The 19,462-nt window shown below is 68.9% G+C and carries 17 protein-coding genes; 14 read left to right on the top strand and 3 right to left on the bottom strand.

The window, feature by feature from the left end; genetic code table 11:
- Nucleotides 1-374: 374 nt before the first annotated feature.
- The 6 genes from ACQE3C_RS06170 to mnhG are packed head-to-tail and all read left to right on the top strand — an operon-like array spanning nucleotide 375 to nucleotide 6,837.
- On the top strand, nucleotides 375-3,296 hold the full coding sequence (locus ACQE3C_RS06170; RefSeq protein WP_434538305.1) for a Na+/H+ antiporter subunit A: 2,922 nt from the start codon (nucleotides 375-377) through the stop codon (nucleotides 3,294-3,296).
- Nucleotides 3,293-3,721, top strand: coding sequence for a Na(+)/H(+) antiporter subunit C (locus ACQE3C_RS06165; protein ID WP_434538304.1), 429 nt, complete (start codon nucleotides 3,293-3,295; stop codon nucleotides 3,719-3,721). The genes ACQE3C_RS06170 and ACQE3C_RS06165 overlap by 4 nt, the downstream gene beginning before the upstream one ends.
- Nucleotides 3,718-5,235 carry a Na+/H+ antiporter subunit D gene (locus ACQE3C_RS06160; protein WP_434538303.1) on the top strand — a complete coding sequence of 506 codons (1,518 nt, stop codon included), beginning with the start codon at nucleotides 3,718-3,720 and terminating at the stop codon, nucleotides 5,233-5,235. Before ACQE3C_RS06165 ends, ACQE3C_RS06160 begins: the two co-directional genes overlap by 4 nt.
- Nucleotides 5,232-5,861 carry a Na+/H+ antiporter subunit E gene (locus ACQE3C_RS06155; RefSeq protein WP_434538302.1) on the top strand — a complete coding sequence of 210 codons (630 nt, stop codon included), beginning with the start codon at nucleotides 5,232-5,234 and terminating at the stop codon, nucleotides 5,859-5,861. The genes ACQE3C_RS06160 and ACQE3C_RS06155 overlap by 4 nt, the downstream gene beginning before the upstream one ends.
- Nucleotides 5,858-6,205 (top strand): monovalent cation/H+ antiporter complex subunit F, encoded by a 348-nt coding sequence (locus ACQE3C_RS06150; protein ID WP_434538301.1) that lies wholly within the window; start codon nucleotides 5,858-5,860, stop codon nucleotides 6,203-6,205. Before ACQE3C_RS06155 ends, ACQE3C_RS06150 begins: the two co-directional genes overlap by 4 nt.
- Nucleotides 6,202-6,837, top strand: a complete 636-nt coding sequence (gene mnhG / locus ACQE3C_RS06145; protein ID WP_434538300.1) for a monovalent cation/H(+) antiporter subunit G — start codon at nucleotides 6,202-6,204, stop codon at nucleotides 6,835-6,837. The genes ACQE3C_RS06150 and mnhG overlap by 4 nt, the downstream gene beginning before the upstream one ends.
- Before the next feature lie 54 nt (nucleotides 6,838-6,891).
- Here the strand turns inward: mnhG and ACQE3C_RS06140 are convergent, their stop codons facing one another.
- The 3 genes from ACQE3C_RS06140 to ACQE3C_RS06130 are packed head-to-tail and all read right to left on the bottom strand — an operon-like array spanning nucleotide 6,892 to nucleotide 10,261.
- The gene (locus tag ACQE3C_RS06140) at nucleotides 6,892-7,878 is read right to left on the bottom strand and encodes an aldo/keto reductase family protein (RefSeq protein ID WP_434538299.1); all 987 of its coding nucleotides are present in this window, start codon (nucleotides 7,876-7,878) and stop codon (nucleotides 6,892-6,894) included.
- Between the two features lie 51 nt (nucleotides 7,879-7,929).
- Complete coding sequence (locus tag ACQE3C_RS06135; RefSeq protein ID WP_434538298.1) at nucleotides 7,930-8,895, bottom strand: Gfo/Idh/MocA family protein; 966 nt, start codon at nucleotides 8,893-8,895, stop codon at nucleotides 7,930-7,932.
- Nucleotides 8,896-8,947: 52 nt separating this feature from the next.
- Nucleotides 8,948-10,261 (bottom strand): AGE family epimerase/isomerase, encoded by a 1,314-nt coding sequence (locus ACQE3C_RS06130; RefSeq protein WP_434538297.1) that lies wholly within the window; start codon nucleotides 10,259-10,261, stop codon nucleotides 8,948-8,950.
- 78 nt (nucleotides 10,262-10,339) lie between these two features.
- On the opposite strand from ACQE3C_RS06130, the gene ACQE3C_RS06125 reads away from it, so the two are divergent.
- The 8 genes from ACQE3C_RS06125 (at nucleotide 10,340) to ACQE3C_RS06090 (ending at nucleotide 19,426) form a co-directional block, all read left to right on the top strand.
- On the top strand, nucleotides 10,340-11,338 hold the full coding sequence (locus ACQE3C_RS06125) for a LacI family DNA-binding transcriptional regulator (RefSeq protein ID WP_434538296.1): 999 nt from the start codon (nucleotides 10,340-10,342) through the stop codon (nucleotides 11,336-11,338).
- A 97-nt stretch (nucleotides 11,339-11,435) separates the two neighbouring features.
- Nucleotides 11,436-12,311, top strand: a complete 876-nt coding sequence (locus ACQE3C_RS06120; RefSeq protein ID WP_434538295.1) for an ABC transporter permease — start codon at nucleotides 11,436-11,438, stop codon at nucleotides 12,309-12,311.
- Entirely contained in the window at nucleotides 12,311-13,258 is a 948-nt protein-coding gene (locus tag ACQE3C_RS06115; RefSeq protein WP_434538294.1) for an ABC transporter permease, read from the top strand. Before ACQE3C_RS06120 ends, ACQE3C_RS06115 begins: the two co-directional genes overlap by 1 nt.
- 19 nt (nucleotides 13,259-13,277) lie before the next feature.
- On the top strand, nucleotides 13,278-14,816 hold the full coding sequence (locus ACQE3C_RS06110; protein WP_434538293.1) for an ABC transporter substrate-binding protein: 1,539 nt from the start codon (nucleotides 13,278-13,280) through the stop codon (nucleotides 14,814-14,816).
- 9 nt (nucleotides 14,817-14,825) lie between these two features.
- Complete coding sequence (locus ACQE3C_RS06105) at nucleotides 14,826-16,862, top strand: dipeptide ABC transporter ATP-binding protein (RefSeq protein WP_434538292.1); 2,037 nt, start codon at nucleotides 14,826-14,828, stop codon at nucleotides 16,860-16,862.
- On the top strand, nucleotides 16,843-17,625 hold the full coding sequence (locus tag ACQE3C_RS06100; protein WP_434538291.1) for a 6-phosphogluconolactonase: 783 nt from the start codon (nucleotides 16,843-16,845) through the stop codon (nucleotides 17,623-17,625). Before ACQE3C_RS06105 ends, ACQE3C_RS06100 begins: the two co-directional genes overlap by 20 nt.
- Nucleotides 17,622-18,392: a sugar isomerase domain-containing protein gene (locus ACQE3C_RS06095; protein WP_434538290.1), complete on the top strand. Its 771-nt coding sequence runs from the start codon at nucleotides 17,622-17,624 to the stop codon at nucleotides 18,390-18,392. Before ACQE3C_RS06100 ends, ACQE3C_RS06095 begins: the two co-directional genes overlap by 4 nt.
- On the top strand, nucleotides 18,392-19,426 hold the full coding sequence (locus tag ACQE3C_RS06090) for a Gfo/Idh/MocA family protein (RefSeq protein WP_434538289.1): 1,035 nt from the start codon (nucleotides 18,392-18,394) through the stop codon (nucleotides 19,424-19,426). Before ACQE3C_RS06095 ends, ACQE3C_RS06090 begins: the two co-directional genes overlap by 1 nt.
- Nucleotides 19,427-19,462: the final 36 nt, after the last annotated feature.

Genomic DNA, 19,462 nt, shown 5'->3' with positions numbered 1-19,462 from the left:
CAGCCGGCCGCGGTGGTGGCTGGGTTCTGCTGGGCCCGCCCATTTCCCGTGTCTGCAGCGCAGGGCTGAGTTTGCCCGTCTGTACTACGTGCAGACGCAGGCTCGGGCTGCAGACGGGGCCCAGCTCGCCTGGGCAGCGGCTGGACCTGCACTCTTTGCGTGGGCGCAAGGTATGCGCCTCGTCCGGGTGGGAGAACCTGCACTCGTTGCTGTGGCGCAAGGATTGCAGCTTGGACGAGGACGCGCGGGCTCGGACGGGGCGGCCAACCCCCTTTCCGGTCGCCGGAAGCAGACCGGGGGGGGTTGCGCGGGTCCGCTAGGGTAATCCTGACCGCCCCAACGACGCCGACCTTCGGCCGATAGGACGACCCCTGATGCTGCTTGCCCTCATCATGGCCCATTTCGCCATGGGGGCTGTCGCGCCTGCACTCAGCCGGGTCCTCGGGCGCCGCGCATTCTTCGCCGCCGCACTCGTCCCGCTGGTCTCCTTCATCTGGTTGCTCTGGCAGACCCCGACGATCACGTCCGGGAATGTCGTCACCGAGAGCTACTCGTGGATCAGCGTGCTCGGGGTCAGCATCACCTTCCAGATGGGGCTCGTGCAGTGGGTCCTCGGGCTGGTGGTCACCGGCATCGGCGCCTTGGTGCTGTTCTACTGCCGCTGGTACTTCGGGGCCTCGGGCACCGCCACCCGCTGTCTGGGCCTGCTGACCGCCTTCGCCGGTGCCATGCTCGGCCTGGTCACCAGCGACAACCTGGTACTGCTCTACGTCTTCTGGGAAGTCACCACCGTCTTCAGCTACCTGCTGATCGGCAACGACTTCACCCGAAAGGCCAACCGAGGCGCCGCGCTGACCGCGCTGATCGTCACCACCTTCGGTGGCCTCGCGATGCTGGCCGGCATCATCGCGCTCGGCGTCAGCACCGACTCCTTCAGCCTGGCCGTCATCCTCGAGCGCCAGCCCACCGGGGCCGTGGCGGTCGCCGGCGTGCTGCTGATGCTCGTCGGGGCGCTCAGCAAGTCGGCGCTGTTCCCGTTCCACTTCTGGCTGCCCGGCGCCATGGCCGCCGCCACCCCCATCTCGGCCTACCTGCACGCCGCCGCGATGGTGAAGGCCGGTGTCTACCTGGTGGCCGTGCTGGCCCCGGTGTTCGCCGACATTCCCGGCTGGCGGGTCACCATCTCGGTGCTCGGTGCGGTCACCATGCTGCTCGGCGGCTGGCGCGCCCTGCGTCAGGACGACATCAAGCTGCTGCTCGCCTACGGCACCGTCAGCCAGCTGGGCTTCCTCGTCCTGCTGACCGGCATGGGCACCCAGTCGATGGCGCTGGCCGGCCTGGCCATGGTGGTCACCCACGCGCTGTTCAAGGCCACCTTGTTCCTCACCGTCGGCATCGTCGACAAGTCCACCGGTACCCGCGACCTGACCATCCTGTCGGGGGTCGGACGACAGCTCCCGTGGCTGGCCGTCATCGCGGCCATCGCTGCGGCCTCGATGGCCGGCCTGCCGCCGCTGATGGGCTTCACCGCCAAGGAGTCCGCCCTCGAGGGCCTGGTCAACCTGACCCGCGGCGGCGACGGCACCAACATGCCGGCGGCGCTGTCGGTGGCACTGGTCGTGGTGATCGTGGTCGGGTCGATGCTGACCCTGGCCTACTCCCTGCGGTTCGTGTGGGGCGCCTTCTCGCAGAAGGAGGGCATCCCCGTCTGTGACGTGCGCAAGCAGCCCTGGGGAATGACCCTGGCCCCGGCCGTGCTGGCCAGCGGGTCACTCGCCGGTGGCTTCTCCGGTCCGCTGCTGACAAGGCTGTTCACCCCCTACGCCGAATCGATGGAGGTGGGCCTGCACCCGGACGGCCTGGCCCTGTGGCACGGTTTCACCCTGCCGCTGGGACTGTCCGCGATCGCCATCGCCGGCGGCTTCCTGCTGTTCTGGCAGCGTGAGCGGGTCGCCCACCTGCAGGAAACCTTCCCGACCACCACCACCGCCCACGATCGCTACCTGCAGATCATGCGGCTCGTCGACCAGGCCGGTGTGGAACTGACCTCCCGCACCCAGCAGGGTTCGCTGATCGTCTACCTGTTCAGCATCTTCATCGTCTTCCTGGTCGGGGTGGGCATCCCGCTGATGCTGACCTCGTCGTGGCCGGAATCGGTGATCCTGTTCGACAACATCGGCCAGCCCGCCGTCGGTGGCGTCATGATCATCGCCGCCCTGCTGGCCGCGATGTCGCGCGGACGCATCCGCGCGGTACTGCTGGTCGGTGTCACCGGCTACGGCACCGGGCTGATGTTCCTGCTGCACGGCGCCCCCGACCTGGCGCTGACCCAGCTGCTGGTCGAATCGGTCACCGTCATCGTCTTCCTGCTGCTGCTGCGCCAGATGCCGCGCTACTTCACCAACCGCCCGCTGGCCGCCAGCCGCTGGTGGCGGGTGCTGCTGGCACTGACCGTCGGCACCGTGGTCACCCTGTTCGCACTGGTCGCCGCCGGGGTCCGCAGCGACATCCCGGCCTCCGAACCATTGAAGACCCTGGCCAAGGAATACGGCTACGGCAACAACATCGTCAACGTGATCCTGGTCGACACCCGAGCCTGGGACACCCTCGGTGAGGTCTCCGTGCTGGTCATCGCCGCCACCGGCGTCGCCAGCCTGATCTTCCTGCAGTCGCGGGCGCAGAGCATGCGCCGCCGGGTCCGCCCCGCCAGCAGTGCCGCCGCCGAGCGGTCCTGGCTGAGGGGCTCCACCAGCCTCGACCCGGCCGCCCGCAGCCTCATCTTCGAGGTCGTCACCCGACTGGTCTTCGGGGTCACCGTGATGGTCGGCGTGTGGGTGCTGCTGCGTGGCCACAACGAACCCGGCGGGGGATTCGCCGGCGGCCTGATCGTCGGCATGGCGCTGCTGCTGCGCTACCTCGCCGCCGGACGAGAAGAGCTGGCCGAGGCCGCCCCCTTCGAGGCCGGCCACCTGCTCGGCGGCGGCCTGTTCATCTCGGTGGTCTCGGCCTTCGTCCCGGTCTTCTTCGGCGGCAGCGTGTTGCAGTCCTACGACATCTACGTCAACCTCGGCCCCGAGCACCTGGCCACCCCGATCGGCATGATCCCCTGGCTCGGTGAACTGCACCTGGTCTCGTCGGTGGTCTTCGACGTCGGCGTCTTCCTGATCGTGGTCGGCGTGCTGCTCGACTACGCCCGCAGCCTCGGTTCGGGCATCGACGTGCAGGCCAGCGAACACCGTGCCCCGATCCCTCGTCCGCGGTCGACCGTCACCGTCCGGGCAGGTGAGTTGCGATGAGCCCCAACCTCACCCTGGCGATCGTCGCCGGCGTCCTGGTGGCCTGCGGGGTCTACCTGCTCACCGAACGCTCGTTGTCGCGCATCCTGATGGGCGTCATCGTGATGGGCAACGGCGTCAACCTGCTGTTCCTGGTGGCCGCCGGTCCTGCCGGGATCCCCTCGTTCGTCGGACGAGGAGACCCTGCCGAGCAGACCGACCCGCTTCCACAGGCGATGGTGCTCACCGCCATCGTGATCAACATGGCCGTCGCCGCATTCGTGATGACGATGGCCTACCGCAGCTTCCAGCTCTTCGGCCATGACGAAGTGCAGGACGACCGGGAGGATGCCCGCATTCGCGCGCTCGCCGAGAAGGACCAGGTTTCCAGCACCTACGAGGAAGCCCGCTTCCAGGACACCGGGGAAGACATGGTGAGCGAATGAACAACCTGTTGCCCCTGCCGGTGCTGCTGCCGATGGTCGGCGCCGCCCTCACCCTCATCGTGGGCCGTCGTCCCCGCCTCCAACGCCTGATCTCGATCATGGTGCTGGTCGGTGTGGTCGCCGTGGTGGGCCTGTTGGCACTCACCGCCCACACCCAGGGGGCGCTGGTGCTGTGGTTCGGCGCCTGGCCGGGCACCGCCGGCATCGCCCTGGTCGCCGACCGGTTGTCGGCGTTGATGCTGCTGGTGGCCTCGCTGGTGACGCTGGGCGTGCTGGTGTTCTCGGGGGGCCAGGACGAGGAGGAGATCCGCCAGGAAACCCCGGTGTCGATCTTCCACCCCACCTTCCTGCTGCTGTGCTCGGGGGTGTCCAACGCCTTCCTGGCCGGTGACCTGTTCAACCTGTTCGTCGGCTTCGAGATCCTGCTGTTCGCCTCCTACGTGCTGCTCACGATGGGGGCGACCCGTCCCCGCATCCGCGCCGCCTCGATCTACGTCGTGGTGAACCTGGTCTCCTCGGCGCTGTTCCTGATCCTGCTGGCGACGGTCTACTCGGCGGTCGGCACCGTCAACCTGGCCCAGTTGGCCCAGCGCATCCCGTCGCTGCCCGCCGACGTGCAGATGATGATCCAGGCCCTGATGCTGACGATCTTCGGGTTGAAGGCCGCCATCTTCCCGCTGCAGGCGTGGCTGCCTGACTCCTACCCGACCGCACCTGCGCCGGTCACCGCGGTGTTCGCGGGCCTGCTCACCAAGGTGGGCGTCTACGCGATCCTGCGCACCCAGACCCTGCTGTTCCCGCACCGCCCGATGACCGAGTTGCTGCTGGTGCTGGCCGCGGCCAGCATGCTGGTCGGCATCTTCGGCGCCATCGCCCAGTCGGAACTGAAACGTATGTTGTCGTTCACGCTGGTCAGCCACATCGGCTACATGCTGCTGGGCATCGGCCTGGCCACGGTGGACGGGCTGGCGGCGACCATCTACTACACCAGCCACCACATCACCATCCAGACCACGTTGTTCCTGGTGGTGGCCCTGGTCGGCCGGGTCGCCGGGTCGACCTCGCTGGAACGGGTCTCCGGCCTGGTGGCTGTTTCGCCGCTGCTCGCGACACTGTTCTTCGTCCCCGCGATGAACCTGTCGGGCATCCCACCGTTCAGCGGGTTCATCGGCAAACTCGGGTTGATCCAGGCCAGCCTCGAAATCGGTGGGGGATGGGGCTGGACCCTGGTCGCCGCGGCGCTGGTCACCAGCCTGCTGACCCTCTATGCCATCGCCAAGGCCTGGAACCGCGCGTTCTGGGGTGAACCCGAGTTGGTCGCCCCCGACCAGGACGACGGTGAAGACCTGCTGCCCGGCAAGATGCCGGCCGTCATGGTGGGCGCCGCGATCGGCATGATCGCGCTCACCCTGGCCCTGACCATCTTCGCGGGCCCGCTGTACGACTACTGCCAGCAGGCTGCCATTGCCCTGACCGATGGTGACTACGCCCGAGCTGTCCTGGAGGGCCGATGAGTTTCGAGAAGTCCGCTGCCACCCGCCGCAAGTTCCGGCTGCGCGGCCAATGGGCGAACCTGGTCCTGCTCACCCTCGTCTGGGTGATGCTGAACGGCAACGCCTCGCTGCTGACCCTGGTCAGCGGTTTCCTGATCGGGCTGCTGATCCTGATCGTCTTCCCGCTGCCCAGCATCGAGTGGAGCGGACGACTTCGTCCGTTCGGCCTGGTCAAGCTCGTCGTGATCCTGCTGTGGGAACTGGCCAGCGCCTCGGTGCGCCTGGCCCGCTACGCCTTCAGCCGTGACCCGCAGCTGCGCACGGCCATCATCGCGGTCAGGTTGAACTCCAACAACGACCTGTACCAGGTCGGCACCGGCAGCATCCTGACCATCGTGCCCGGGTCGGTGGTCATCGACGCCCGGCGCAAGACCCGCACTCTCTACCTGCACCTGTTCGACACCTCGCTCGACAAGCTGAAGGACGAGAAGCGCCACGCCCTGCGCGAGGAGAGCCTGATCCTCGGGGCCTTCGCCTCGAACGCTGAACTGCGCGCTACCGAGGAGCGCCGCGAGGAGCGCGCGGCAGAACTCGAGCGTGCGCCCAAGGCTGCCCGTCCGACGACCGGGGCGGGGGACCAGGCATGAGTCTCGCCACCACGATCCTGCACGCGGCGGCACTGGTGATGCTGCTGGTCTCGGCCGGTTTCGCGCTCTACCGCATGGCGGTCGGGCCCACCAGCCTCGACCGTTCGGTCGCCTCCGACGTGATGATCGCCATCCTGATCGGCGCCACCGGGCTGTACACGGTCACCTCCGGCAATGAGCTCGGGGTGCCGGTGCTGCTGGTGCTCTCGCTGCTCGGTTTCACCGCCGCCGTGGGCATGGCCCGGCTGATCTCGAACAGGTCTGATCACATCCAGACGCTGCGGGAACGCCGCCAACGCGAGAACGAGAGCGCTGAGCGTCGCGACGGAGGTGCCCAACAGTGACGGAAGTGATCGACGTGGTGGCCGCCGTCTTCGTGCTGGCCGGGACCTTCTTCTGCCTCTCGGGGGCGGTCGGCATCGTCCGCTTCCCGGACGTCATCACCCGACTGCACGCGGCCACCAAGCCGCAGGTCTTCGGCCTGATCCTGATCCTGACCGGGGTCGCGCTGCGGATGTGGTCGTGGCAGGTCACCCTGCTGGGTACCCTGATCGTGGCCTTCCAGATCATGACCGCCCCGGTCTCGGCGCACATGGTCTCCCGCACCGCCTACCGCCTCGGCCTGTGGGATTCCGACCACGCCCTGGCCGACGAACTCGCCGAAGACCTCGAAGAAGCCGGCTTCACCCACCCCCAGGACGAGGACGAGGGTGTCCCGGCGCGCTTCGGCTACCGCTGGAAGCCGGCTGCCACGTGGCTGCCGCCCACCAAATTCAGGCAGGCCCCCCCGCCCGGGGCGGCACCCGAACCCGGTCCGAGCGCCCAGCCCGAACCGGCGTCCCCGGTCTCACCTTCGCCCGGGGCCCCGCAGCACGACACGGTCGTCGCCGAGGAGCAGCAGGTCGCTGCCCAGGAGGCTGGGACGACGAGCGCGGAGGTTGACGCGAGCTGGGACGAGGGCGACGACGAGGACTGAGGTCGGCCCCACCCCGCTTGGGTGCCCGGGCTGAGCCGGGGCACCCAGGATCGCTCACCAGGTCCGCAGGCTGGCGGGGCTTCGTCCGGCGGTCAGCGACGGGTCGGTCACGATGTGGCCGGCCAGCACCTCATCGATGCGCACCATCAACTCGTCGGGAATCTGCACCCCGGAGGCCTTGGCGTTCTCGGTGATCTGCTCGGGGCGGCTGGCCCCGACCAGCGCACTGGAGACGTACTTGTTCTGCAGCACCCAGGCGATCGCCAACTGGGCCATGGTCAGGCCCAGCTCGGCGGCGATCGGGCGCAGGTCCTGCACCGCCACCAGCAGCGCCTCGTTCTTCAACCAGGAGTCCACCATCCGCTGGCCACCCTTCTCGTCGGTGGCCCGCGACCCGGCCGGCGCCGGCTGCCCGGGCAGGTACTTGCCCGTCAGTGTGCCCTGCGCGATGGGTGACCAGACCACCTGGCCGATGCCCAGGTCGACCGAGGCCGGGATCACCTCGGTCTCGATGACCCGGTGGATCATGTTGTACTCGGGCTGGTTCGACACCAGCGCGAAACCGGCCTGGCGGGCCAGGTGCTGCCCGGCGCGCAACTGGGCTGCGGTCCATTCCGAGACGCCGATGTAGATGGCCTTGCCCTGCCGCACGATGTCGGCGAAGGCGCCGATGGTTTCCTCGAGCGGGGTGGAGTGGTCGTAGCGGTGGGCCTGGTAGAGGTCGACATAGTCGGTCTGCAGGCGGGTCAGTGACCCGTTGATGGCCTCCATGATGTGCTTGCGGCTCAGCCCCCGGTCGTTGGGCCCCTTGGGGCCGATCGCGCCGTGAACCTTGGTGAAGATCTCCAGCGACTCGCGCCGCTGGCCCTTCAGGGCCTCGCCCAGCACGGACTCGGCCACCGTGTTGGCGTAGACGTCAGCCGTGTCGAAGGTGGTGATCCCGGCATCGAGGGCGGCGTGCACACAGGCCGTCGCGGTGTCGTTCTCCACCTGCGACCCGTGGGTCAGCCAGTTGCCGTAAGTGATTTCAGTGACCTGCATGCCTGAGGCGCCAAGAAAGCGATATTCCATGACCCCAGTCAACACCCTGACTCAGCTGTTGTGCGCCAAGGACTGCTCGACCAGCTCCACTGCGCGCACTGCGCGGGCGCCCTCCTCGCCGGGCACCGGGCAGGGCTCACCGCGTTCGACGGCCCGGACGAAGGCTTCCAGCTCGCGGCGCAGGTTCCCCCCGGACATGGCCTCGTCGAAGGTCCAGTTGTGCGTGTCGACCCGCCTGGTGATCGGGGCCGAGTCGCTGACCACCTCCAGTTCCTGGGTGGACAGGTCGAGCAGCGCCTGGCCGGCTTCACCGAAGACCTCCACCCCGGCCAGGCAGCTGCGCTGGGCGGCAGGATGGATGAGCCAATGGTTCTCCACCTGGGCGAACAGCCCACCGTCGAGCTCCAGGCAGGCCACCGAGATGTCCCAGTGGTCCCCGAAGATCTTGCGTCCGGAAGCGTTGGCCGAGACCACATCACGCCCGGTCAGCCACATCAGCAGGTCGAGGTCGTGCACACCCAGGAAGGCGCTCACGCCCACGCGGGTGCCCACCCTGGCGGCGCCGGAGGTCGGGTTGGCGCGCCAGACTTTGACGTAGCGCAGGGGACCGAACTCACCGGCGTCCAGTCGTCGTTTGAGTTCCTGGGTGCGGGGGTCGAAGCGCAACAATTGGCCGACCATGAGCCGACCCGGGGCCACCTGGGCCTTGAGGACCAGCTCACAGTCCTCGGTGCTGGTGGCCAGCGGCTTCTCGACGAGCACATAGGCGCCCTCCTGCAGGAATGCGACCGTGGGCGCGACATGCAGGTGGTCGGGCAGCGTCACGGCCACGGCATCGACCTGGCCCAGCAAGCCACGCCAGTCATCGGTGGTGGTGATACCGGTCTGCCGGGCAACAGCTTCGGCCCGTTCGGTGTCGAGCTCGACCCCGATGACGTTGGCTGGTCCGAGCCTGTCGGCCAGAATGCGGGCGTAGAAACTGCCCATCAGGCCGAGTCCGAGAATGGCGATCTTCACTGTGTCTGGTCCTTGTCGTTGTGGGGCAGTGGTGCCGGTGGGGGGAAATCGGTCATGGGGTGGCAGCGGTCCGTGGTGCCGCCAGGGTGACCAGTTGGAGGAGGTTGCGGGTCACGTGGTAGGGGTCCTTCAGCGGGAGTGCCACCACGGTGTCCAGCGGAGCGCCCTGCCGGTCGCGGACCTGGATCCACTCCTCGCCCTCGCCGCGGGCCGGGAAGGTGGTGCGGGTGTAGTCCCAGATCTCGTCACGCCACCGGGCGAGGTCGTCGCGGCGGGTGTGCTCGGCCAGCAGGGTGAGGGTCCAGCTGGCCTCGGAGTGGACCCACCACAGCTTCGTGTCCCAGGTGCGCAGCACGAGGTTCTCGTACGGCAGCCCGGTCAGGCGACCCCGTGGCGGTCCGCCATCGTGGTGGACATAGCGGAACAGGCCCCCGTGTTCACGGTCGTGGCCCAGCTCGCACAGGGCCACCGCCCGGTCGGCCAGTTGGTCGAGTCCCGGGGCGCCCAGCGCCGTGCCTGCCCCGGCCAGCATCCACAGTCCTTCCAGCGCGTGGCCGGGGGTCTGGTGGGTGGTCAGCAGCAGGTCGTCGGCCAGGTACTCGCCGCGCACCTCGGTGAAGGTGCCCGACGCCCGGGCCATCGACATCACCCCGGCGACCGCACGCTGCAGGTGTTCGGGGTCGTCCGGCAGGCCGAGGGCGGTGCGGGCCCGGGCGATGTCGAGCTCGAGGTTGAGCAGGATCATGTGCACGCCGAAGGCCTTGATGTCCGCGGGCAATTGGTAGGGGGCAGTGGGAACCTCGCGAGCGCCGGCAGTGCGCCAGGCGGTGTCGGTGACCCGACGAGCCAGCTCCAGCCAGTCGACATCCCGGGCGACCCGGGCCAGTCCGGCGAAGCCGATGGCGGCGAAGCAGTCGGCGTAGAAGCTGCGCTCCCCGGTGTCAATGGGGACACCGTCACCGTCGAGCACGTAGTGGGTGGTGTCGTCCTCGCGCAGGGCGTGGTCACGGACGAACTCGGCCCCCTGTCGGGCATCGGTGAGCAGCTGGTCGGCGTCGACCTGCAGCAGCCCCGCGCGGCCGGCCTCCGCCAGGCCGGCACAGACTGAGACGAATCGGCCCTGCGACCAGGTGTACTTGCGGTCGGAGCTGAACCGTCCGCGGTTGTCGTAGCAGGTGTAGTACCCGCCGCGCCCACGGTCCACCGCTTGGGGGAACCAGAATGGGATGATTTCTTCCATGAGGTGCCAACGGGCCTGCTCCCCGATCCGCGCAAGTCGACCGGTCGTGTCGCCGCCGTGGTCTGTGGCCGTGCCGGTCCGCGCCGGGTTGCCGCTCAAGGTGTCGTCCGCGTCCAGCATTCCCATCCCCGTCCCGCGCTCTTGCAACCGGTGGCATTCACCGTCATTATGTAAGCATCTGGCAGGCACCGCAAGGGGGCACCGATGAGTCGGCCCACGATCTACTCGTTGGCGGCGCAGTTGCAACTCTCGCCGTCGACGGTCTCTCGTGCGTTCTCACGCCCGGAAAAGGTGCGTCCCGAGGTGCGCGAGCGGATCCTGAAGGCTGCCGCCGAGGTCGACTACCACCCGCACGCGGCCGCCCGGAGCCTGGCCACCGGCCGCACCGGCCTGCTCGGGGTACTCGTGCCCGACATCACCAACCCCTTCTTCCCGCCACTGCTGCGCAGCCTGCGGTGGATGGCGGCCTCCTACGGCATGGAGGTCATGTTCATCGACTCGGGTGAAGCGGTGCGCAGCGAGGAGCGGCTGGTGGCCCAGGTGCGCCAGCAGGTCGACGCCTTCATCATGGCCTCGCCCCGTTCCCCGGTGGAATCCCTGGTCGCCGCAGCCGCCTCGACCCCGGTGACCTTCATCAATCGCACCCACCCCGGCATGTCGGCGACCTACTGCGACGACGACGACGCCCTGTTCGCCGCGGTGGGGCACCTCAGCGCACTGGGGCACCCCCGGATCGCCCTGGTGGAGGGCCCCCAGCGGTCCTGGTCGGGGCAACGCCGCTCGGCGGCCGTGGCGGCCGCCGCGGCCGAGCTGGGGGTCGAGATCGTCAGTGTCGGTCATTTCGAAGCGACCTTCGATGCCGGCCGGGCGTCCGCCCCGGTGGTGGCCCGCTCCGGCGCGCGGGCGGCGCTGGTCTTCGACGACGTGATGGCCTGCGGGGTCATCGCCGGGCTGGCCGAGATGGGGTTCAGCGTGCCGGGGGACTTCAGCCTGGTCGGCTGCGACGACGTGCCCTTCGCGGCGATGCTGACCCCGCAGCTGACCACGATCACCGTGCCGGTTGCGCAGTTGGGCTCCACGGCCGTGGACCTGATGTGGGCGCGACTGCAGGACCCGCAGGCCGCTCCCCAGGTGGTGGCGCACCGCTCTGCGCTGACGGTGCGCGGCACCACGTCGCGGTGGGTCGACCACCGCGACCGGTGACCCAGGTCACGATTTCGACAACACCATTGACCTGCGTGTCATTGCCTGCCTAGATTGATGCAATCGGTTGCACAGCAGTTGCAGCCAGAGGTCTCACATGGGGAGGTGCTGGGTGCCATCACGCGGGTCCACCGTACGACGTAGCGCCGGGTTCAGGGGCAGTCGGGCCGGCACGCTCGGGGCCGGTCTGATGGCCGTGCTGCTGCTGTCGAGCCTGTTGGCGCCCTGGATCGCCCCCCACGCCCCGCTCGACCAGTCCTTCGGCATCCTGCAACAACCCTCACTGTCGCACCCCTTCGGCACTGATGAACTGGGCCGAGACGTCTTCTCCCGCGTGCTGCACGGGCTGCGGGCCTCCCTGCTGGTGGCGGTCGCCACCGCGGTGCTGGCCGGGCTGGTGGGGGTGTTCCTGGGCCTGATCGCCGGCTACCTCGGTGGCTGGGTCGACGCAGTCGTGATGCGGCTGATGGACATGGTGCTGGCCTTCCCCGCCATGCTGCTGGCCGTTGTCATGGTCGCCGTGATGGGTGGCGGTCTCGTCCCGCTGATCATCGCGCTCACCGTGGTGGGCGTGCCGCCCTATGCCCGGTTGACCCGCGCGGCGGTGATCAGCATCCGTGAACGGGGCTACGTGACCGCCCAACGCGCCGCAGGTGCCAGTACGCCGGACATCATGGCCCGCACCGTGCTGCCCAACTCGCTCGGCGGGGCCGCCGTGCAGTTCGTGGTGGCCGCCTCGACGGCCGTGCTGACCGAGTCGGGGTTGAGCTTCCTCGGTCTGGGTCTGCCGCCGCCCAACCCGGCGCTGGGCGCGATGCTCGCCGCCGGCAATGACAACCTGTTCATCGCCCCCTGGTACGCGCTGGCCATCGGCCTGGTGATCACCGTGGTCGTGGTTGCCCTCGACCTGCTCGGCAGTGGCCTGCAGCGGCAGTTCGGTGCTGCCGCCCGTCGATCGGCGGTGGTGGCCTGATGGTTCGTTACCTCGCCAAGCGGTTCCTGCAGCTGCTGGTCACCATGTTCCTGTCATCGGTGGCGGTGTTCTTCATCATCTACGCCGTCCCCGGCAGCCCGGAGACCACCATCGCCGGCCCGAATGCCACCCCCGAGCAGCTGGCCCAGGTGCGGGCCCGGTTGGGTCTCGACCAGCCGGTCGTGGTCCAGTACCTGAAGTGGCTGGGCAATGCGGTCCAGGGTGACCTGGGCACCTCGCTCGCCTTCCAGGTGCCCGTGATCGACCTGCTCAGCACCCGCTTCGTCGCGACCGTGCAACTGATCGGGTTCACCCTGGTCATCGGGTTGGTGCTGGCGATCCCGTTGGGCACCTACGCGGCCCTGCGTCCGAAGAGCGTGGTCGCCCGGGTGACCTCGGTGGTGCAGGTGGTGCTGCTCGCCACCCCGAGCTTCTGGCTGGGCATCATGTTCATCTGGCTGCTGGGGCTGGAACTGGGGTGGTTCGCTACCTATTCCGACTACGTCCCCTTCTTCGAGGACCCCGGCAGGGCGATCCGCAACTCCGCCCTGCCCGCCCTGACCCTGGGCCTGTTCATGGCAGCCGTGCTGCTCAGGTTCGTCCGCAGTGCTGTCTGGGATGCCCTGCACGAGCCGTACATCCGGGTCGTCCGGGCCAAGGGTGCCCCGGAGTGGCGGGTGGTGACCCACCATGCCCTGCGCAATGCCCTGGTGCCCATCGTCACCGTCGTCGGGCTGCAACTCGGCGGCTTCGTCGGCGGCACCGTCGTCACCGAATCCATCTTCAACTACCCCGGTCTCGGCCGACTGGTGTTCACCTCGGTCGTTGCTCGTGACTACCCCGTCGTGCAGGGCTCGTTGCTGCTCGTCGTGGTCTGTTTCGTGTTCATCAACATGTTCGTCGACCTGCTGTACGCGGTCCTCGATCCCCGCGTCCGTGTCTCATGACCCCCGAAGGAGTCCTCCCATGACCATCAACATGTCGCGACGCCGACTACTCAACCTGATGACCCTGGCCGGCGGCGCCGCCGTGGCCGGGCCCATGCTCACAGCCTGCAGTGACGACGAGTCCGGTGGAGCCGAGGGCCGCGACACCATCGTCGTCGGCTCGGCGGTCGACGTGCTCAACTTCGACCCCTACGCCCAGACCACCAACGCCATCATCGTGCTGCGGCTGCTGAATGGGTGGCTGCTCAACTACGACGAAGACCTCAAGCCCCAGCTCGACCTGCTGGAGGGCTACGACATCTCTGCCGACAACACCTCCTGCACGCTCACCCTGCGTGACGACGTCACCTTCACCACCGGCAAGAAGATGACCGCCGAAGACGTCGTGTTCGCCTTCGAACGCGCCAAGAACCCCGAGACGGGGTTCAACCTGGCCAGCCCATCCCAGATCATCGACTCGGTCAGCACCCCCGGTGAGGGGGTCGTCGAACTCAAGTTCACCGGCCCCACCGCCACCAGCCTGATCGAGGACCTGCTGGTCGGCCAGCCGATCGTCGACTCCGACCGCAACTCCGCCGACGGGCTGGCCACCGAACCGGCCAGCGCCGGCCCCTACCGCCTCGCGGAACGCCAGCCCGGCCAGAGCCTCGTCCTGGAGGCGAACCCGGACTGGTACGGCGGTGAGGTCGAAACCCAGCGCATCGAGCTGCGGATCTTCACCGACACCCGGGCGCTCACGTCGGGCCTCGAATCGGGGGCGCTCGACCTGGCCGTCTACGTGCCGCCGCGTGACGGCCAGCGCCTGCGCGAGCAGTTCAACTACCTGGACAGCTACCCGGGTTCGGCCACCATGCTGCTGCGGGTCGCGGCCAAGACCGCCCCGTTCACCGACAAGAACCTGCGCCGGGCGCTGTGGCACGTGATCGACCGCGAGCGCATCGTCAACGACGTGCTCTTCGGGTTCGGTGGCGCCGCCGCCCTGCCGTGGGGGCCGAACTCGCCGGCCCAGGACTCGTCCTACGACGATGCCGTCGCCTACGACCTCGACCGGGCACGGGAGCTGATCAGCGGCGTCTCCCAGAAGTCCGGCAAGGCCATGGTCAACGGCTCCGACCCGATCAGCATCTCGGTGATGCAGATCATCCAGTCCAGCCTGCAGGAGGTCGGTTTCAACCTGGACATCGAACAGGTCGATGCGGCCAGCTTCCAGGACCGGTTGGTCGCCGGCGACTTCGGTGTCGTGCTGGGCCAGATGGGCGGCGGGCAGTTGAGCCTGCCACGCATCACCCAGAACAGCCTGTTCCGGCTCTCGAACAACCCGCTGTGGCCCGACGGCACCCCGCCCCAGCCCTACGTCGAGGCGATCCAGGCCCTCACCGGTGAACTGGACGAGGCCGGCCAGGCCGAGGCGTACAAGAAGCTCAACGACGTCATCGTCGACGAGGGCTGGGCGATCGGCGCCTACTACGTGCCGCAGCTCTACATGTTCAAGAAGGAGTTGACGGGGGTCGGTCGCGACCACCAGAACGCCCTGCTGCTCGCCGATGCCAAGTTCTGAGGAAGGCCGATGACCGACCAGCCCCTGTTCGAACTCGAAGACCTGCGCGTCTCTTTCCCCTCGGGGGACGCGCAGGTGAGGGCCGTGCGCGGCGTCTCCCTGCGGGTGGAGGCCGGCGACTCGGTGGGGGTGGTCGGTGAATCGGGCTCCGGCAAGAGCGTGTCGTTCCTGGCGGCACTGGGGCTGCTCGGCCCCAGTGCCGTGATCGACGGGGCCGTGCGGCTCGACGGACGAGACCTGGTCGACCTGCCCGCCAAGCAACGCCGTGGCCTGCTCGGCAAGCAGATGGCCATGGTCTTCCAGAACCCCATCACCGCCCTCGACCCCGTCATGTCGGTCGGGGCGCAGATCGCCGAGGCGTTGCGCATCCACGACCCCGGGCTGGGGCGTGCAGAGGCTCGCGCCAAGGCAGTCGACCTGCTTGACCGGGTGGGCATCACCGACCCGGAACGGCGCGCCGGCCAGTACCCGCACGAGTTCTCCGGTGGCATGTGCCAGCGGGTGATGATCGCCATGGCGATCGCCAACAAACCCCGGCTGCTGGTGGCCGATGAGCCCACCACCGCCGTCGACGTGACCATCCAGGCGCAGTTGCTGAAGCTGCTCCACGAGGTCGCCAATGACCTGCAGGGCGCCTTCGTCCTGATCACCCACGACCTCGGCGTGGTGGCCGAGAACACCCGCCGCATCGTCGTGATGTACGGCGGGCGGGTGATGGAGGCGGGGCTGACCAGCGAGGTGCTGGCCGACCCGCGCCACCCCTACACCCAGGGCCTGCTGAGCTGCCACCCCAGCCTGGAATCGGACGCCGCACTGGTGCCGATCCCGGGCAGTCCGCCCGACCCCGCCACGCTGGGGGAGGGGTGCCCGTTCGCGGCCCGCTGCCCGATTGGCAAGGACAAGGACCTCTGCCACCAGGTCACCCCTCCGCTCGAGGACCACGACGGCCGTCTCACCGCCTGCCACTTCGCCGGGCAGGTCGCCTTCGCGCAAACCCACGACAGCCACGCCGGCCCCGAACACACGGCGGACGAAGCCACGGGTGAGCCACTGCTGAGCGGTCGCTCGGTCAAGGTGGAGTTCGGGCGCAAGGGGCTGCGGCTCTCACGTCGCTCCAAGCCGCTGGTCGCGGTGGACGAGGTCGACGTCGAGCTACGACCCGGCGAAACCCTCGGCGTCGTCGGCGAGTCCGGGTCGGGCAAGTCGACCCTGGCCCACGCCATGGTCCGGCTCACCGACACCACCTCCGGCGAGATCCTGTTCGACGGGCAGGACATCACCAAGGTGGGCCGCCGCGGGCTGAACGGCCTGCGCGACAACGTCCAGGTCGTCTTCCAGGACCCCTACACCGCACTGAACCCCAGCCTGAGCGTGGCTGCCAATGCCGCCGAACCACTGCGGGTGCGCGGGGTGCCGGCGCGGGAGCGCCGCGAGCGGGTGGCCGCCCTGTTCGAAGAGGTCGGCCTCAACAAGAACATGCTCGACCGGTTGCCCGGTGAGCTGTCTGGTGGGCAACTGCAGCGCGTCGGCATCGCCCGCGCCCTGTCGGTCGACCCGCAGGTGCTGGTGCTCGACGAACCGGTCTCGGCCCTCGATGTCTCGGTGCAGGCCCAGATCCTGAACCTGCTCAAACGGCTGCAGCAGGCCCGCGGCTTGTCGTACCTGTTCATCAGCCATGACATGGCGGTGGTGCGCTACATCTCCCACCGGGTCGCGGTCATGTACCTGGGCCGCATCGTCGAAACCGGTCCCGCCGAGCAGGTCCTCGCCCACCCGGTCCACCCCTACACCGAGGGCATGATCGCCGCGGTGCCCGAGCTGGGACGTCCGGACAGCAGCGACCAGCACAAACAACTCGCCACCGAGCAGTCCCGCGGTGCGCTGACCCATTCCGGGTGCCGCTTCGAACCCCGCTGCCGGCTGCGGGTGGCCGACTGCACCGACATCGACCCCCTCCTGGTGCCCACCGACCCTGCGCACCAGGTGGCATGCCTGGTCCGAGCCCCTTCCAGTCAGGAGAACCACCGTGAATCCCCCATCCAGTGACCCGGGCATCGGCGCCGACCGGCTGCATGTCTTCGACAGCCACGAGGACCTCGGGCGGGCAGCGGCCAACCTCGCCGCCGCCGCGATCAGCCAGGCCGTCGACCAGCGCGGCAGTTGCACCCTGATGCTGGCCGCGGCGCCATCCCAGGCCCCCCTGCTGGAGGCACTGGTCGCCATGACCGACCTGCCCTGGGACCGGGTGACCCTGTTCCACATGGACGACTACGTCGGACTGCCGCCGCAGGCCCCCCAGCTGTTCGCGCGCTGGCTGCTCGAGCGACTCGACGCGGTGCCCTACGCCCGGTTCCACGCCCTCGACAGCCAGGCGGACGACCCGGTGGCCGAGGCCGAGCGCTACGGCGCCCTGGTGCAGGCCGCCCAGCCCTTCGACCTGGCCTTCGTGGGGGTCGGCGTCAACGGCCACCTCGCCTTCAACGAACCCGGCGACACCGACTTCGACGACCCCCGGCCGGTCCGGTTGATCGACCTGGAGGTCGCCTCACGCCAGCAGCAGGTGGACGAGGGGCTCTTCGATGACCTGGCATCAGTGCCCCAGCAGGCCCTGACCGTCACGCTGCCCACCCTGCTCGGCAGTCGCACCTGCCTGTTGTCGGCGCTGGGTGCGGCGAAGGCGCAGGCCGTGAAGGACATGCTGACTGGGCCCGTCGGACCGCAGTGCCCGGCCTCGGCGCTGCGCCACCACCCCGACCTGCACGTGCACCTCGATGCCGAGGCGGCAGCCCTGCTGGGGGAGCGGCAATGAACGCCGAACAGGTCGCCACCGACATCCTGACCGGCTACCTCCTGGCGGTGGTCGAGCACCTGGACGGCATCCGTGCCAGCCAGGCCGGGGCCGTCGCCCGGGCCGGGCAACTGGTCGCCGGCAAGGTACTCGCCGACGAACTGGTCCACGTCTACGGCCCCGGCGGCCATTCCAACCTCGCCGCCCAGGAGGTGTTCTTCCGGGCCGGGGGACTGGCCAACATCAGTGCCCTGCTCGACGAGGGTACCCTGCTGTCGTCCGGGGCCCTGCGGTCGATGGCCATGGAACGGACCCCCGGCTACGCCACCGTGGTGATGCAGGACAACCTGCGCCCCGGCGACCTGCTGGTGCTGGTCAACGCCTACGGCATCAACACCGCCCTCATCGAGGCCGCCCGCTGGTGCCGGGAGCATGGGGTCACCACCATCGGCATCTCGTCGCGGGTGCACGCCGAGAACACTGCCGCCGACCACCCGGCGCGGCACCCCGACGGGGGCAACCTGCACGACCTGGTTGACGTGCATGTCGACACCAGGGTGCCGATCGGTGATGCCCTGGTGCAGGTCGACGGGGTGGGTGAGCGCACCGGGGCGGTCTCGACGTTCGCCAATGCCTATGCCATCAACGCCGTCATGGCCACGGCCATCGCCATCGTGGCCGAACAGGGCCACGAACCCACCATCTGGCGCAGCGGCAACGCCCCCGGCGGCGACGAACACATGGCCGGGTTCATCGAGCGCTACCGCAGAAGGGTCAGGTGGCTGTAATGGCACCCACAGCAGAGCACGAACAGGTCGGCGTCGGCATCATCGGCGCCGGCATCATGGGACGCAGCCACGCCGCCTCCTTGCGGATGGACCCGCGTGCCACCCTGGTGGGTGTGGCCGGGATCCCGTTGGACTCGGCCCACGAGCTGAGCTCCCGCTACGGCGGGTACGCCACCGATGACTACCGCCGGCTGCTCGACGACCCGTCGATCCGCTACGTCACGGTGGCCACCCCCGACAACCTGCACCACACCATCTGCGCTGACGCCATCGCCGCCGGCAAGGACGTCTTCGTCGAGAAACCGCTGACCACCTCGCTGGCCGAGGCCGACTCCCTGATCGCGGTGGCCGAGGAGGCCGGGCGGGTGTTGATGACCTGCTTCAACCACCGCTGGATCCCCGCCTATGCCCAGGCCCACCAGCAGCTGCGTTCCGGCGCGCTGGGCCGGCCCCGGATGGCCTATGCCCGCAAGAACGACCGCATCTTCGTGCCGACCACGATGCTGGGCTGGGCCGCCGACACCACCTGCGCCTGGTTCCTGTCGAGCCATGACATCGACCTGGTCAACTGGTTCATGGACGACCAGCCGGTCTCGGCCTACGCGGTGGCCGCCACCGGGGTGCTGCAGGCCAGGGGCATCGACACCTTGGACTCGGTCCAGGCGCTGGTCCGTTACCGCAACGGCGGGTTCGCCACCTTTGAGAGCTGCTGGACCTACCCCGACACCTTCCCCACCATGACCGACTCGTTCATCGAGGTGGTCGGTGAGTCGGGCGTCGTGCAACTGCCGAGGGTCGACGACCAGGTGCACCTGGCCACCCGGGAGGCCTTCACCTACCCGCGCACCTCGATCGGCATGGACGTGCACGGCCAGCAACTGGGTGCGGTCACCGCGGCACTGCACGAGATGACCAGTTGTGTCATCGAGCGTCGTGAACCACTGGTGAGCGCCCGCAGCTCGCGTGACGTGATCGCCACCCTGGAGGCCATACACCGGTCCATCGAGTCCGGGCAGGTGGAGACCGTGCGCTGAGCGCCCGACCCCGGCGGGGCGGGGGACCGGTAGCCT

The sequence above is a fragment of the Aestuariimicrobium sp. Y1814 genome, from assembly GCF_050113895.1.
Taxonomy (GTDB): Bacteria; Actinomycetota; Actinomycetes; order Propionibacteriales; family Propionibacteriaceae; genus Aestuariimicrobium.
Note: the sequence above shows the minus strand (reverse complement) of the source record. Positions and strands in the feature narration are given on the sequence as shown.

Excerpts from the sequence above, each read along its gene's own strand:
- ACQE3C_RS06170 (WP_434538305.1), top strand. The coding sequence starts at position 375 with ATGCTGCTTGCCCTCATCATGGCCCATTTCGCCATGGGGGCTGTCGCG.
- ACQE3C_RS06165 (WP_434538304.1), top strand. The coding sequence starts at position 3,293 with ATGAGCCCCAACCTCACCCTGGCGATCGTCGCCGGCGTCCTGGTGGCC.
- ACQE3C_RS06160 (WP_434538303.1), top strand. The coding sequence starts at position 3,718 with ATGAACAACCTGTTGCCCCTGCCGGTGCTGCTGCCGATGGTCGGCGCC.
- ACQE3C_RS06155 (WP_434538302.1), top strand. The coding sequence starts at position 5,232 with ATGAGTTTCGAGAAGTCCGCTGCCACCCGCCGCAAGTTCCGGCTGCGC.
- ACQE3C_RS06150 (WP_434538301.1), top strand. The coding sequence starts at position 5,858 with ATGAGTCTCGCCACCACGATCCTGCACGCGGCGGCACTGGTGATGCTG.
- ACQE3C_RS06140 (WP_434538299.1), bottom strand. The coding sequence starts at position 7,878 with ATGCAGGTCACTGAAATCACTTACGGCAACTGGCTGACCCACGGGTCG.
- ACQE3C_RS06130 (WP_434538297.1), bottom strand. The coding sequence starts at position 10,261 with ATGGGAATGCTGGACGCGGACGACACCTTGAGCGGCAACCCGGCGCGG.
- ACQE3C_RS06125 (WP_434538296.1), top strand. The coding sequence starts at position 10,340 with ATGAGTCGGCCCACGATCTACTCGTTGGCGGCGCAGTTGCAACTCTCG.
- ACQE3C_RS06120 (WP_434538295.1), top strand. The coding sequence starts at position 11,436 with ATGGGGAGGTGCTGGGTGCCATCACGCGGGTCCACCGTACGACGTAGC.
- ACQE3C_RS06115 (WP_434538294.1), top strand. The coding sequence starts at position 12,311 with ATGGTTCGTTACCTCGCCAAGCGGTTCCTGCAGCTGCTGGTCACCATG.
- ACQE3C_RS06110 (WP_434538293.1), top strand. The coding sequence starts at position 13,278 with ATGACCATCAACATGTCGCGACGCCGACTACTCAACCTGATGACCCTG.
- ACQE3C_RS06105 (WP_434538292.1), top strand. The coding sequence starts at position 14,826 with ATGACCGACCAGCCCCTGTTCGAACTCGAAGACCTGCGCGTCTCTTTC.
- ACQE3C_RS06095 (WP_434538290.1), top strand. The coding sequence starts at position 17,622 with ATGAACGCCGAACAGGTCGCCACCGACATCCTGACCGGCTACCTCCTG.
- ACQE3C_RS06090 (WP_434538289.1), top strand. The coding sequence starts at position 18,392 with ATGGCACCCACAGCAGAGCACGAACAGGTCGGCGTCGGCATCATCGGC.